This window comes from Kitasatospora sp. NEAU-CNBT7, from assembly GCF_057220535.1.
In genome coordinates this window covers 179896-193373 of record NZ_JBXQQB010000009.1, presented here as the reverse complement: position 1 = coordinate 193373, position 13478 = coordinate 179896, and the positions used below count along the sequence as shown (strand labels likewise).

Annotated in this window: 12 protein-coding genes; 3 read left to right on the top strand and 9 right to left on the bottom strand. The window is 73.4% G+C overall.

Translation table 11 applies throughout. The annotated features are described in order from the left end of the window. Window positions 1-79: 79 nt before the first annotated feature. From mltG to AC2TEW_RS15175, 5 genes are all read right to left on the bottom strand, one after another. Window positions 80-1267, bottom strand: a complete 1188-nt coding sequence (mltG, locus tag AC2TEW_RS15195) for an endolytic transglycosylase MltG (protein WP_484623851.1) — start codon at window positions 1265-1267, stop codon at window positions 80-82. An 86-nt stretch (window positions 1268-1353) separates the two neighbouring features. Continuing rightward, window positions 1354-1836, bottom strand: a complete 483-nt coding sequence (gene ruvX / locus AC2TEW_RS15190; RefSeq protein WP_359887108.1) for a Holliday junction resolvase RuvX — start codon at window positions 1834-1836, stop codon at window positions 1354-1356. Next, window positions 1836-4505: an alanine--tRNA ligase gene (alaS, locus tag AC2TEW_RS15185; RefSeq protein WP_484623850.1), complete on the bottom strand. Its 2670-nt coding sequence runs from the start codon at window positions 4503-4505 to the stop codon at window positions 1836-1838. Before alaS ends, ruvX begins: the two co-directional genes overlap by 1 nt. Further along, window positions 4505-4927, bottom strand: a complete 423-nt coding sequence (locus AC2TEW_RS15180) for a DUF6167 family protein (RefSeq protein WP_055731255.1) — start codon at window positions 4925-4927, stop codon at window positions 4505-4507. The genes alaS and AC2TEW_RS15180 overlap by 1 nt, the downstream gene beginning before the upstream one ends. A gap of 2 nt (window positions 4928-4929) precedes the next feature. Beyond that, complete coding sequence (locus AC2TEW_RS15175) at window positions 4930-5409, bottom strand: DUF948 domain-containing protein (RefSeq protein ID WP_484623849.1); 480 nt, start codon at window positions 5407-5409, stop codon at window positions 4930-4932. Window positions 5410-5694: 285 nt separating this feature from the next. Here AC2TEW_RS15175 and AC2TEW_RS15170 point away from each other — a divergent pair, with 285 nt between their 5' ends. After that, window positions 5695-7809, top strand: a complete 2115-nt coding sequence (locus tag AC2TEW_RS15170) for an ATP-binding protein (RefSeq protein WP_484623848.1) — start codon at window positions 5695-5697, stop codon at window positions 7807-7809. Between the two features lie 105 nt (window positions 7810-7914). Here AC2TEW_RS15170 and rpsD read toward each other — a convergent pair whose 3' ends face one another. Further along, window positions 7915-8529 (bottom strand): 30S ribosomal protein S4, encoded by a 615-nt coding sequence (gene rpsD, locus AC2TEW_RS15165; protein WP_033823015.1) that lies wholly within the window; start codon window positions 8527-8529, stop codon window positions 7915-7917. A 320-nt stretch (window positions 8530-8849) separates the two neighbouring features. Next, the gene (locus tag AC2TEW_RS15160; protein WP_484623847.1) at window positions 8850-10199 is read right to left on the bottom strand and encodes a replication-associated recombination protein A; all 1350 of its coding nucleotides are present in this window, start codon (window positions 10197-10199) and stop codon (window positions 8850-8852) included. A 96-nt stretch (window positions 10200-10295) separates the two neighbouring features. On the opposite strand from AC2TEW_RS15160, the gene AC2TEW_RS15155 reads away from it, so the two are divergent. Continuing rightward, on the top strand, window positions 10296-10796 hold the full coding sequence (locus AC2TEW_RS15155) for a VOC family protein (protein WP_484623846.1): 501 nt from the start codon (window positions 10296-10298) through the stop codon (window positions 10794-10796). A gap of 9 nt (window positions 10797-10805) precedes the next feature. On the opposite strand, the gene ppk2 is transcribed toward AC2TEW_RS15155, so the two are convergent. Continuing rightward, window positions 10806-11615 carry a polyphosphate kinase 2 gene (ppk2, locus tag AC2TEW_RS15150; protein WP_484623845.1) on the bottom strand — a complete coding sequence of 270 codons (810 nt, stop codon included), beginning with the start codon at window positions 11613-11615 and terminating at the stop codon, window positions 10806-10808. A gap of 229 nt (window positions 11616-11844) precedes the next feature. On the opposite strand from ppk2, the gene AC2TEW_RS15145 reads away from it, so the two are divergent. Beyond that, window positions 11845-12897, top strand: coding sequence for a LysR family transcriptional regulator (locus AC2TEW_RS15145; RefSeq protein ID WP_484623844.1), 1053 nt, complete (start codon window positions 11845-11847; stop codon window positions 12895-12897). Here AC2TEW_RS15145 and AC2TEW_RS15140 read toward each other — a convergent pair. Beyond that, the gene (locus tag AC2TEW_RS15140; RefSeq protein WP_484623843.1) at window positions 12870-13376 is read right to left on the bottom strand and encodes a GNAT family N-acetyltransferase; all 507 of its coding nucleotides are present in this window, start codon (window positions 13374-13376) and stop codon (window positions 12870-12872) included. The genes AC2TEW_RS15145 and AC2TEW_RS15140 overlap by 28 nt on opposite strands. Between the last annotated feature and the right edge of the window lie 102 nt (window positions 13377-13478).

The window sequence follows — 13478 nt, the reverse complement described above, 5'->3', positions numbered from 1 at the left end:
CGAACCGGCGTGCTAGGGACACGCCCGATGGGAGACGTTACCGTACCGCAGGGCGGGTCCCGGCCGGTCCGGTCGGTCCTCACGGTGAGGCCGGTGCAGGTGAGGCGGGGTGCTCGGCGCTGTAGGCGTTGAACTCGTCGACGTTCTTCTGGTGCTGCTCGGGGCTGTCGGTGAACCTGGTGTCCCCGGGGCTGACGGTGACGAAGAAGATCCAGTCCCCCTCCGCGGGGTGGGTGGCGGCGTGCAGGCCGTCCCGGCCGGGGTTGCCGATCGGACCGGGCGGCAGGCCCTTGTGCAGGTAGGTGTTGTAGGGCGAGTCCAGTTTGGTGTCGGTGGCCGTGGTGGTGAGGGTGGAGCGGCCGAGCGCGTAGTTGATGGTGGAGTCCAGCTGCAGCGGCATCCCCTTGGCCAGCCGGTTGTAGATGACCCGGGCCACCTTGGCCATGTCGTCGGGGTTGTCCGCCTCCGCCTCGGCCAGGCTCGCGACGATCATCATCTGGTACGCGGACTGGCCCTCGACCCCGACCACGCCGTTGGCCTCGGCGGCCTTCCCGGCCTCCTTCACCATCTCCTGGAGCAGCCCGAGCGGCGTGGTGTCCCCGGTGATCGGGTACGTCGACGGGTAGAGGTAGCCCTCCGGGTTGCCGTGCGCGTCGGGCGGCAGGCCCAGCTCGCCCGCACGCTGCTTGGCGATCGACTCGGTGGTGCCGGCCGGCAGGTTCAGCCGGGCGTCCACCGCCGCGTAGATCTGGGTGGTCCGGCGGCCCTCGGGGATGGTCAGCGCATTGGCGTTGCCCGGGTCCAGCAGGACGTTCAGCGCGGCGGCCGCGGACATCCGGTGGTGCAGGGTGTACGTGCCGGGCTGGATCCGGTTCCCGGCCGGGCTCTTGGCCGCCGCCTCGGTGAAGGCCCGGGCGCTGGCCACCACGTCGTTCTTGACCAGGGTCTGCCCGATCTGGGTCAGCGAGGCGCCCTGGCTCACCGACACCTGGACCGTCCCGCTGCCGTTGCCCGTGTAGTCGGCGGCCGGCGGCCGGCCCTTGGGCCACATCACGTAGACGGTCGCCATCACCACGGCCACCACCGCGACCAGCGCGACGGCGGTGAGCAGGCAGGCCAGCCCGGTGTGCCGCCGGCGCGGGTCCGGCGGTGGCGGCTGCTCGCCGCCGCCGAGCAGGGCGCGGGGCTCCGGCTCGAGGACCGGCGCACCGAGGTGGCCGGGGCTGAGTCCGGGCGTCAGACCTGGTGCGATGAACGGATCGGACACGACTGCCCTCTGGTCGGCGGGAACGGCCGGGGCCCGTACGGACTCACGTCCGCACGGGCCCCTCACCGCACGCTAGGCCAGAGTGATCAGCTGACCGGCTCGACGCTCTCACCGGGCGCCCGACCGCTCACCCGTTCGGTCTCAAGGGCGCTCTGCAGGATCACCACGGCAGCCGCCTGGTCGATCACCGAGCGGCCCTTCTTGCTGCTCCGTCCGGAGGCCCGCAGGCCCTGGCTCGCGGTGACCGTGGTCATCCGCTCGTCCACCAGCCGCACCGGCACCGGCGCGAGCAGCCCGGCCAGCCGGCCGGCGTACGCCCGGACCTTGGCCGCGGCCGGGCCCTCCTTGCCGCTCATCGAGCGGGGCAGGCCGACCACCACCTCGATCGCGTCGTACTCCTCGGCGATCTCCTTGAGGCGGGCCTGGGAGCGGCCCCCCGCGGGGACCGTCTCCACCGGCGTGGCGATCAGCCCGTCGGGGTCGCAGGAGGCGACCCCGATCCGGGCGTCGCCCACGTCGACGGCGATCCGGCGGCCCCGGCGGAAGACCTTCTCCGGCAGCTCCTCCATCAGGCGCTGCGCTCCGCCACCAGGCCGCGGACGGCGGCGATCGCCGCGTCCACGGCGGCCGGGTCGGTGCCGCCGCCCTGGGCGACGTCGTCCTTGCCGCCACCGCCGCCGCCGAGCGCCTTGGCGGCGGTGCGGACCAGCTCACCGGCCTTGACGCCGCGGGCGCGGGCGTCCTCGTTGGTGGCGATGACGGTCAGCGGACGGCCGTTCGCCACGGTGAATGCGGCGACCACGGCCGGACGCGAACCCAGCCGGGCCCGGACGTCCAGCACCAGCTTGCGCAGCTCGTCCGCACCGGCGCCGTCGGCGACCCGGGCGGCGACCAGCGCGACGCCCCGGACGTCCTCGGCCGCGTCGGCCAGGCCCGCGGCGGCGGCCAGCACCTTCTCGGCGCGGAAGCGCTCGATCTCCTTCTCGGCGTCCTTGAGCTTGGCGAGCATGCCGGAGATCTTCTCCGGCAGCTCCTCCGGGCGGCCCTTGACCAGCTCGGTGAGCTGGGAGACCACGGTGTGCTCACGGGCCAGGAACTTGTACGCGTCGACGCCGACCAGCGCCTCGACCCGGCGCACGCCGGAGCCGATCGAGGACTCGCCGAGCAGCTTCACCAGGCCCAGCTGGGCGGTGTTGCCGACGTGCGTGCCACCGCACAGCTCCTTGGAGAAGTCGCCAATGGTGACCACCCGGACCGAGTCGCCGTACTTCTCGCCGAACATCGCGATGGCGCCGGCCTTGCGGGCCTGATCCATCGTCATGACCTCGGCGGTGACGTCGAGTTCGCGGACCAGCACCTCGTTGATCTTCTGCTCGACGTCGGTCAGCACGCTGCCGGGCACGGCGGCGGGCGAGCCGAAGTCGAAGCGGAAGCGGCCCGGCGCGTTCTCCGAACCGGCCTGGGCGGCCGTCGGGCCGAGCGCGTCGCGCAGCGCCTGGTGGGTCAGGTGGGTGGCCGAGTGGGCCCGGGAGACGGCGCGGCGGCGGTCGGTGTCGATGGTGGCGTACGCGGACGCGCCGAGCACCACCTCGCCGAACAGCACCCCGCCGGAGTGCACGGTCACGCCCGGCACCGGCTGCTGGACGTCGCGGATCTCGACGACCGCGCCGGAGTCCAGCCGGATCCGGCCGTGGTCGGCGAGCTGGCCGCCGCCCTCGGCGTAGAACGGGGTGCGGTCGAGGATGATCTCGACCTCGTCGCCCTCGGTGGCGGCCGGCGCCGGGACGCCGTTCACCAGCAGGCCGACCACGGTGGCCTCGCCCTCGGTGGTGGTGTAGCCGGTGAAGACGGACGGGCCGGACTTGTCGGCGACCTCGCGGTACGCGGCGACGTCGGCGTGGCCCATCTTCTTCTTCTTGGCGTCCGCCTTGGCGCGGTCCCGCTGCTCCTGCATCAGGCGGCGGAAACCGGCCTCGTCGACCTGGAGGCCCTGCTCCTCGGCCATCTCCAGGGTCAGGTCGATCGGGAAGCCGTAGGTGTCGTGCAGCTTGAACGCCTGGTCGCCGGAGAGCACCGCGCCGCCGGACTGCTTGGTCTCGGTGACCGCGGCGTCCAGCAGGCTGGTGCCGGACTTCAGGGTCTGCAGGAAAGCGTTCTCCTCGGCGACCACGACCGTCTCGATGCGCTTGCGGTCGGCCTCCAGCTCCGGGTACTGCGGGGCCATCGCCTTGATCGAGATGTCGATGAGCTCCTTGGCCACCGGCTCGGTGGCGCCCAGCAGCCGCATGTTGCGGATCGCGCGGCGCAGGATGCGGCGCAGCACGTAGCCGCGGCCCTCGTTGCCGGGGGTGACGCCGTCGCCGACCAGCATCAGCGCGGTGCGGAAGTGGTCGGTGACCACGCGCAGCGAGACGTCCGACTTGTGGTCGGCGCCGTAGGCGTGGCCGGTCAGCTCGGCCGCCCGGTCGAGGATCATCCGGCTGGTGTCGATCTCGAAGAGGTTGTCGACGTCCTGCAGGATCGCGGCGAGCCGCTCGAGGCCGAGACCGGTGTCGATGTTCTTGCTCGGCAGGTCGCCGAGGATCTCGAAACCGTCCTTGCCGTCACCGTGGCCGCGCTCGTACTGCATGAAGACCAGGTTCCAGATCTCCAGGTAGCGCTCGCCGTTGACGGCCGGGCCGCCCTCCTCGCCGTACGCGGGGCCGCGGTCGTAGTTGATCTCCGAGCACGGGCCGCACGGGCCGGGGACGCCCATCGACCAGAAGTTGTCCTTCATGCCGAGGCGCTGGATGCGCTCGGACGGCACGCCGATGACGTCCCGCCAGATCTGCTCGGCCTCGTCGTCGTCCTGGTAGACGGTGATCCAGAGCTTCTCCTTCTCCAGGCCGTAGCCACCGTCCGCGACGGGCGTGGTGAGCAGGTCCCAGGCGAACTTGATGGCTCCTTCCTTGAAGTAGTCACCGAAGGAGAAGTTGCCGCACATCTGGAAGAACGACCCGTGCCGGGTGGTCTTGCCGACCTCTTCGATGTCCAGCGTGCGCACGCACTTCTGCACCGAGGTGGCCCGCGAGAACTGCGGCTTCACCTCGCCGAGGAAGTACGGCTTGAACGGCACCATGCCGGCGTTGACCAGCAGCAGGGTGGGGTCGTCGGCGACCAGGGACGCCGACGGAACGACGGTGTGGCCGCGCTCCTCGAAGAAGCGCAGCCAGCGGCGGCGGATCTCTGCCGACTCCATCAGTGGTCCTTCCGGTTGGGGCTTCCCGGCAGCTCGTCGAGCCGGCGGGAGGGCGAATCAATGGCTTGGGGGATGGTGCGGATGGTGCGAGGCGGGGGCAGGGCGGCGCCCGGGGAACCCGGGGCCGCCGGGATAGCTCGGTACGTCGGCTCGCCGCGCAGCGGCGCTCGGCGGCGCGGCGGCTCGAGGACCGCGGTGCCGTCCAGTCCGAGGTCGCCGCGCAGCTGCTCCTCGCGCTCGGCCATGCCGGCCCGCACGTCCCGGGCGAACCGCTTGGCGGCGTCGCCCAGGTGCAGGGCGCCGCGCGCCGCGGTGCCCGACAGGCTGTCAGGGGTGAGCCGGTGCACGGCCTCGTTGGCCTTGTTCATGGCCCAGACGGTGGCGCCCGCGCCGACCGCCATCCAGAAGATCCGTCGAACCATCGTCAGCCCCTCACGGCTCGCCGGACACGGGAGATCAGTCCGCCGCCGCGCGGCGCGGTGGCCGCGCGCACCTCGGCCCGGATCAGGCTGGCCAGCGCCTCCCGCTCGGCCGACTGCGGCGGGAGGGTGACGGTGCCCTGCTGGCGGCTGACGGCCTTTCGGACGCCGTAGCTGAAGGCCGCGACCTTGACCAGCGGGCCGCCGAGGGTGGCCGCGACGGTGGAGGAGAGCGCGTTGGCGTTGGCGGCGGCGTCCTGCACGTTGGCGGTGATCTCGTCCACCCGCTCGAGCTGCTCGTTGGCGCTGCGCACCGCGGTGCCCGCGTCGACCAGCAGCGGCACGGCCTGCTCGGTGACGGCGGACACCAGCACGGTGGCCTCCTTGAGCACCCGCGACAGCCGTACCAGGACGACCGCGAGCAGTGTGACCAGGACCGCCCAGAACACGGCCACCAGCAGGCCGGCCAGCTCTCCCACGGACACCGGTGCGCTCCCTCGCCTCGCCACGTCTGCAGATCTTCCTCAAAGGTGAACCCTATCGCGGCCGGACCCCTTCACCCGACCGGATATCGCCTGGTCGCCCGGCCGGTCGCGCGGAGGGCGGGCGTGACCTCGCCCGGGCCGCCTCGTTGGGCCGGGTGGGCCCGCGCGTCGCGGGCCGCCAGGGTGGCCGGCCGGTGTCCGGCCCGGCCGGACAGGGGGCGGCAGTTGTCGAGTGGGCCGACGCCGGCGCGGGGCGGTACACCGGCGGGCCGGCTGCTCGCCGACGTGACCAGCTTCGTCGGCCGCCGCGGTGAGCTGGCCGCGCTGACCGCGCTGATGGGCCCGGCCCGGCTGGTGACCGTCACCGGGCCCGGCGGGGTCGGCAAGACCCGGTTCGCGATGCGCGGGGCGGCCCGGCTGGCCGAGCGGACCGGCCTGTTCCCGGACGGTGTCCGGTGCGCCGAGGTGAGCGCCGTCCAGGACCCGCTGCTGCTCGGCCACGCGGTGCTCGAGGCGCTCGGGCTGACCGACTCCACCGCCCGCCCGCCGCACGAGGTGCTGGTCGAGCAGGTGCGCGAGCAGCGGCTGCTGCTGGTGCTGGACGGCTGCGAGCACCTGGTGGGCCCGTGCGCGGAGCTGGTCGACACCCTGCTGCGGGCGGCTCCGGGCCTGCGGGTGCTGGCCACCAGCCGGCAGTCGCTGGGGGCGGACGGCGAGCACCTGCTGCCGCTGGCCCCGCTGCCGGTCGACCCGCCGCCGGGCGGCGGCCCGCCGGACGCGGTCACGCTGTTCGCCGACCGGGCCGCCGCGGTGCTCCCGGGTTTCGAGCTGACCGAGCGCAACCGCGCCGAGGTGGCGGTGCTCTGCCGCCGCCTGGACGGCATCCCGCTGGCCGTGGAGCTGGCGGCGGGGCGGCTGCGGGCGCTGTCGGTGGCCCAGATCACCCTCCGGCTGGACGACCGGTTCCGGCTGCTCACCGGCGGTTCCCGGACGGCTCCGGCGCGGCACCAGACGCTGCGCACCACGATCGGCTGGAGCCACGAACTGTGCTCCATGAAGGAACGTTTGCTCTGGGCCAGGCTGTCGGTGTTCGCCGGGACGTTCGACCTGGACGCCGCCGAGTACGTCTGCGGCGGCGAGGGGATCGACCCGGACGAGGTGCTGGACCTGCTCGGGGAGCTGGTCGGCAAGTCGGTCCTGCTCCGCGAGGAGGGCCCGCAGCAGGTCAGGTTCCGGCTGCTGGACACCCTGCGCGAGTACGGCGCCCGGTGGCTGCGGGCAGGCGGCGACCAGCACCGGCTGCTGCGCCGGCACCGGGACTGGTACCTGGGGGTGGCGTCCTGGGGCGAGGTGGAGTGGTTCGGCCCGCGGCAGGCGGAGACCGCCGAGCGGACCCGGCTGGCCCATCCGAACCTGCGGGCGGCGCTGGAGTTCTCGCTCTCCGAGCCCGGCGAGGAGCAGCTGGCCCTGGTGCTGGCCGGGACGCTGTGGTTCTACTGGGTCGGCTCCGGGCACCTCGGCGAGGGACGGCACTGGCTGGACCGGGCGCTGGCGCTGGCCCCCGCGCCGACCGAGGCCCGGGCCAAGGCGCTCTGGGTGACCGGCTACATGGCCACCCTGCAGGGCGACCTGGCGCGGGCCCGGCCGACCCTGGAGGAGTGCCGCGAGCAGGCGCTGGCCACCGGCGACGACCGGGCGCTGGCGTACGCCGTCCACCGGCAGGGCTGCGCGGCGCTGATCGGGGACGAGCCGCAGCGGGCGGCCGAGCTGTTCGAGGAGGCGCTGTGGCACTACAAGACCATCGGCGAGCTGAACAGCAACGTCCTGATGGCGATGTTCGAGCTGGGCATCGCGTACCTGTTCCTGGGCGACGCCGAGCAGGGCGAGCACTGGATCTCGGAGGTCCGGGAGGTCGCCGAGCAGCACGGTGAGAAGTGGGCGTACGCGTACGGGCTGTACGCGCTGGCCTACGCCCGCTGGTCGTCGGGCGAGGTGCGGCTGGCGCGGGCGCACGCCCGGGAGTGCATGCGGCTGAACCACCTGTTCCGGGACCTGCTGGGGATCGTGCTGGCGATGGACGTGCTGGCGCTGCTGGAGACCGAGGCCCCGGACGGGGACCTGGTGGAGGCCCGGGTGCTGCAGGGCGCGGCGCACCAGATCTGGCAGGCGGTGGGCAAGCCGTTCTTCGGTTCGCGGTCGTTCAACGGGCCGCACCTGGAGTGCGAGCGGCGGGCCCGGGACGGACTGACCGAGCAGGAGTTCCACGAGGCGTTCCGGCTCGGCGGGCAGCTGGACCTGGACGCGGCGGTCTCCCGGGCGCTGGGCCGCGGCGGGCGGCCGGGGCCGGAGGGCCTGCCCGGGCCGCGGCCGGTGCGGCCGTCGCCGGTCCCGGCGTTCTGACGATCCCGGGTTCCGGTCCTCCGGCCTGGCCCGTTCCGGTGCCCGGAACGGGCCGAGCCCCGCAGCCGGGAGGCTGCGGGGCTCGGTGGGGTACGTGCTCGCGGGTCAGCGCGAGTAGTACTCGACGACCAGCTGCTCGTCGCAGATCACGGGGATCTCGCGGCGCTGCGGCTGGCGGTCCAGGCGGAAGGCCAGGGCCTTCAGGTTGACCTCGAGGTACTTCGGGGTCTGGCCCTCGCCGGCGTTGCCGCCCTCGCGAGCCACCTGGAAGGGGGTCTTCTCCTTGGACTTGTCCTTGACGGTCACGACAAAGCCCGGCTTCATCTGGAACGACGGCTTGTTGACCTTGCTGCCGTTGACCTCGATGTGGCCGTGCACGACCATCTGACGGGCCTGGTAGATGGTGCGGGCGATGCCCGAACGCAGGACCAGGGCGTCGAGACGGGTCTCCAGCTCGGCGATCAGCGCCTCACCGGTCTTGCCCTCGACCTTCTTGGCACGGTCGAACGCCCGCGCCATCTGCTTCTCGCTCAGGTCGTACTGCGCGCGCAGACGCTGCTTCTCGGTCAGACGGACCTTGTAGTCAGAGTTCTGCTTGCGGCCACGGCCGTGCTGGCCGGGCGGGTACGGGCGGGCCTCGAAGTACTTGACGGACTTCGGGGTCAGCGGGATGCCAAGGGCACGAGCGATCTTGACCTTGGGACGCTTCTGGTTCGCCATGAACCAAACCTTCCTTGCTTCACGAATACGGCTTCACCAGGTGTTGACGGAGGTCGCTCCTCGCGACCCGGAGAAAAACCACCCGCGAGGGGTGATCAGCCGCTCTCCGGAGCCGGGCACATCTGTGCATGCACACGAGAGGCCCACCGACCACGGAGGTGGTGGGCTGCCCGCGACACCGAAAGCCGGTGCGCGACGCTCCAAGGGCCGCTCCCGCAGGAGTGGCCACGGGCCGGTGCCCCGCTGGTGCGGCCGGTCGGCCGGATTCGCATCCGCCGCCGTGCCCGGGACATGGCACTTCGGGACAGTCTACCGTGCGATCAGTCGCCCTTGAGCCGCGCCCTGGTCCACTCCGCGATGTCGGCGTAGCGGGCCTCCCCGCCGCGCCGGGTCGGGCGGTAGTACTCCTTGCCGTGCACCGGGTCCGGCGCGTACTGCTGGGCGGCGATGCCCTCCGGCAGGTCGTGCGGGTACTGGTAGCCCTGGCCGTGCCCGAGCTTGCCCGCGCCGCCGTAGTGCGCGTCCCGCAGGTGCGGCGGCACCGCGCCGGCCAGGCCCTGGCGGACGTCGGCGAGGGCGGCATCGATCGCCAGGTAGGCGGCGTTGGACTTGGGCGCCAACGCCAGCGCGATGGCCGCCTGGGACAGGATGATCCGGGCCTCGGGGAAGCCGATCAGCGCCACCGCCTGGGCGGCCGCGACCGCCGTCGGCAGCGCCGTCGGGTCGGCCAGGCCGACGTCCTCGCTGGCGGAGATCATCAGCCGCCGGGCGATGAACCGGGGGTCCTCGCCGGCCTCGATCATCCGGGCCAGGTAGTGCAGGGTGGCGTCCACGTCGCTGCCGCGGATCGACTTGATCAGCGCGCTGGCCACGTCGTAGTGCTGGTCGCCGTCCTTGTCGTAGCGCACCGCGGCCTGGTCGACGGCGGTCTCGGTGGTGGCCAGGGTGAGCTCGGCCTCGCCCTTGTCCAGGGCCGCGCCGGCCGCGGCCTCGAGGGTGGTGAGCGCCCGCCGGGCGTCCCCGCCGGCCAGCCGGACCAGGTGGTCCTCGGCCTCGGCGGTCAGCTCGACGCTGCCGGCCAGGCCCCGCTCGTCGGCCACCGCGCGGCGCAGCAGGGCCCGTACGTCGTCGTCGGTGAGCGACTCCAGGGTGAGCAGCAGCGAGCGGGACATCAGCGGGGAGATCACCGAGAAGTACGGGTTCTCGGTGGTGGCGGCGATCAGGGTGACCCAGCGGTTCTCCACCGCGGGCAGCAGGGAGTCCTGCTGGGCCTTGGAGAAGCGGTGGATCTCGTCCAGGAAGAGGACCGTCTCGCGGCCGGACATGCCGACGGCCCGGCGGGCGCCGTCGATCACCGCGCGGACCTCCTTGACCCCGGCGGTGATCGCCGACAGTTCGACGAAGCGGCCCTCGACGGCTTGGCTGATCACATGGGCGAGGGTGGTCTTGCCGGTGCCGGGCGGCCCCCAGAGGATCACCGAACTGGTCGCCGCGGGCCCCTTGGCGCCGGAGACCAGCCGGCGCAGCGGCGAGCCGTCCTTGAGCAGCCGGCGCTGACCGGCCACCTCGTCCAGGGTGCGCGGGCGCATCCGCACGGCCAGCGGCGCCCGGCCGGGCTCGGTGGCCTGGCGCGCCTCGGCGGCGGCGGTGAACAGGTCCGGTTCTTCCACCTCTGAAGGGTATGCGAGAGCTCCGACAGCCCGGGGCGCCCGTCGGCCGGACCCCCGTAGTTCGAATTTGAACCAGAGGGGCGTAGGGTGGCGCCCATGTCCGTACGCCGACTCAACCACGCAGTGCTCTGGATCCGCGACGTCGACCGCTCGGTCGCCTTCTACCGCGAGGTCCTGGGCTTCGAGCTCGACCACCTGATGCCGGGCCGGGCGGCCTTCCTGAGCGCCGCCGGCAGCAGCAACGACCACGACCTCGGCCTGTTCGCGATCGGCGCGGACGCGCCCGGCCCCGAGCAGGGCCGGGTCGGCCTGTACCACCTGGCCTGGGAGGTCGGCACGCTCGGCGAGCTGGCCGAGCTGGGCCGGCGGCTGGCCGAACGCGGCGCCCTGGTCGGCTCCACCGACCACCTGGTGTCCAAGTCCTTCTACGCCAAGGACCCGGACGGCAACGAGTTCGAGCTGATGTGGCGCGTCCCCCGCGAGGACTGGCCGGCCGCCGACTCCGACGCCCGCCCGGGCCCGCTCGACCTCCCCGCCGCCATCGACCGCTGGGGCACCGACCGCCCCACCGGCGCCGCAGCCGGCTCCGCCACCTGACGCGGGCCCTCAGCCCTCCAGGGCCGCCGCGTGGTCCGGGACGTAGGTCTGCAGGTCGCGCGGCGGGCGCCGGTAGCCGTGGGAGGCCGGGCGGGGCGGGAGTTCGACCTCGGGGCGGCGGACCTCCCGGTAGGGGACCGAGGAGAGCAGGTGGGAGATCATGTTGATCCGGGAGCGCCGCTTGTCGTCGCTCTCCACCACGTACCAGGGCGACTCCGGGACGTCGGTGTGGACGAACATCTCGTCCTTGGCCCGGGAGTAGTCCTCCCAGCGGCTGATCGACTCGATGTCCATCGGGGAGAGCTTCCACTGCCGCATCGGGTCCGCCATCCGGTCCCGGAACCGCCGCTCCTGCTCCACGTCGCTGACCGAGAACCAGTACTTGCGCAGCAGGATCCCGGCCTCGATCAGCATCCGCTCGAAGGTCGGGCACTGGCGCAGGAACTGCTGGTGCTCCTCCGCGGTGCAGAAGCCCATCACCTTCTCCACCCCGGCCCGGTTGTACCAGCTGCGGTCGAACAGCACGATCTCCCCGGCCGCGGGCAGCTGCTCCACGTAGCGCTGGAAGTACCACTGGCCGCGCTGCCGCTCGGTCGGCGCCGGCAGTGCCGCGACCCGGGCGATGCGGGGGTTGAGGTACTCGGTCACCCGCTTGATCGCGCCGCCCTTGCCGGCCGCGTCCCGCCCCTCGAAGACGACCACCAGCCGCACGCCCTCGGCGCGCACCCACTCCTGGAGCTTCACCAGCTCGTACTGCAGGCGCAGCAGCTCCGCCTCGTACGGCTTCCTCGGCAGTCGTTCCCTGCGCTTCCCCGCCACCGGGCCCTCCGTTCACACGTGCGGCTGACGGTCACTCACGCTACGGGGCTTCGCCGCCCGGCGCAGGTCGGCGCGGGGTGGCGCGGGCGGACGACGGGGTACGGCAGGCCGGGCGGGCCCGGTTCCGGCACTCCCCTGTGCTGCCGGGGGCCGGGCCCGCCCGACGAGTGATCAACTGTCCCCCGGACCCCGCCGTTACGGCAAATTACCGCTTCCATAACCTTGCGGCATGGACATCGACACCCGCCTGCTGCGCTCCTTCGCCGCGGTCTGCGAGGAGGGCCAGCTGACCGGGGCGGCCGCCCGCCTGTTCGTGAGCCAACCGACCCTGACCAAGCAGATCCGCCAGCTGGAGACCCAGCTCGGGGTACGGCTGTTCCAGCGCTCCCGGGAGGGCATGACCCCGACCGCCGCGGGCCGGGCGCTGGCGGACCGGGTGCCCGCGCTGCTGACCGGCTGGGAGGACGCGCTGCGGGCCACCCGCCGGGCCGAGGTCGAGGCGCAGGGCACCCTGCGGGTCGGGTTCGAGGGCAGCACCATCAACGCGGTCGGCCTGGCCACCGTCGAGGACTTCGGGCGCCGGATGCCCGGCTGGCAGGTCCAGATGCGGCAGAACAACTGGTTCGACCCCACCTCGGGGCTGGCCTCCGGCGAGATCGACCTGGCGCTGTGGCACGCGCCCGCCGCCATTGCGGCCGCGTACAACTGCGCCGAGCTCGGCGTGGAGGAGCGCTGCGCGGTGCTGCCGGCCGGCCACCGGCTGGCCGGCCGCGAGGTGGTGGACCTCGCGGAGCTGCTGGACGAGGACTTCGTCGCGATCCCGCGGGAGGCCGGGTTCTGGCGGGACTACTGGCTGGCGGTCGAGGAGCGCGGCGGCCACCCGGTCCGGATCGGCGCGGTCGCGCACAACGCGGACGAGTGGCTGACCGCGATCGCCTGCGGGCAGGGCATCGGCTTCGCGCCCGTGACGATGAGCCGGCTGGCCTCCCGGCCCGGCGTGGTCTACCGGCCGCTGCGCGGGGTCAGCGCCAGCCGGGTCGGCCTGTACTGGCCGCTGGACCGGCCGCTCACGCCCGCGATGGCGGCGTTCGTGCGCAGCTGCCGGGAGACCGTGCGGATCGGCCCTGCCTGCCCCGGGCCTTCGCCGCTGGACACGGTGCCCGCCCAGCGGCGCCCCGGCGGCGCGACGGCGCCCGCCGGGCCCGCTCCGGCCCCGTCGTCCGCCCCGGCCCCGGCCGGCCGGGCCTCGGCCGGTCAGACCTCTGCGAACGGCGCCGGGTAGCGGCACACGCCGTGCGGGCCGCCGTCGTACCCGGGCAGCGGCAGCGCCTGGAAGTACGCGTCGGGCGCCTCGAACGGGCCGCTGACCCGGTGCCGGGAGGCCGGCTCGAAGCCGAAGCGGCCGTAGTAGTCCGGGTCGCCGAGCACCACCACCAGCCGCTCCCCCGCGGTCTCGGCGGCCGCCAGCGCGGCCCGGACCAGGGCGGCGCCGACGCCCTTGCGCTGCCACTCCGGGGCGACCGCGACCGGCGCCATGGACAGGCCGTCGCCGTCGCCGACCCGGAGCCGGGTGAGCAGCACGTGCCCGACGATGAGGTCCCGGTCGTCCACCGCGACCAGGGAGAGAGCCGGGATCCAGGCGGAGTCCCGGCGGAGCGCGTCCACCAGGTCCGCCTCCTCGGGGCCGGGGAAGGCCGCCATGTGGACACGTCTGGTGGCGGGGGCGTCCGCCGGGTTCTCGACTCTGGTTCGGATGGTCATCCTCGACCCCTCTGCTGTGGCACGCCGTTGTGCACCGGCCCCGGGCGGGGCGAGCCTACCCTGAGGCGGATCGCACCGGCCGGGGCCGTGAGCATGGTGTTA

Excerpts from the sequence above, each read along its gene's own strand:
- ruvX (WP_359887108.1), bottom strand. The coding sequence starts at position 1,836 with ATGGAGGAGCTGCCGGAGAAGGTCTTCCGCCGGGGCCGCCGGATCGCC.
- alaS (WP_484623850.1), bottom strand. The coding sequence starts at position 4,505 with ATGGAGTCGGCAGAGATCCGCCGCCGCTGGCTGCGCTTCTTCGAGGAG.
- AC2TEW_RS15180 (WP_055731255.1), bottom strand. The coding sequence starts at position 4,927 with ATGGTTCGACGGATCTTCTGGATGGCGGTCGGCGCGGGCGCCACCGTC.
- rpsD (WP_033823015.1), bottom strand. The coding sequence starts at position 8,529 with ATGGCGAACCAGAAGCGTCCCAAGGTCAAGATCGCTCGTGCCCTTGGC.
- AC2TEW_RS15155 (WP_484623846.1), top strand. The coding sequence starts at position 10,296 with ATGTCCGTACGCCGACTCAACCACGCAGTGCTCTGGATCCGCGACGTC.
- AC2TEW_RS15145 (WP_484623844.1), top strand. The coding sequence starts at position 11,845 with ATGGACATCGACACCCGCCTGCTGCGCTCCTTCGCCGCGGTCTGCGAG.
- AC2TEW_RS15140 (WP_484623843.1), bottom strand. The coding sequence starts at position 13,376 with ATGACCATCCGAACCAGAGTCGAGAACCCGGCGGACGCCCCCGCCACC.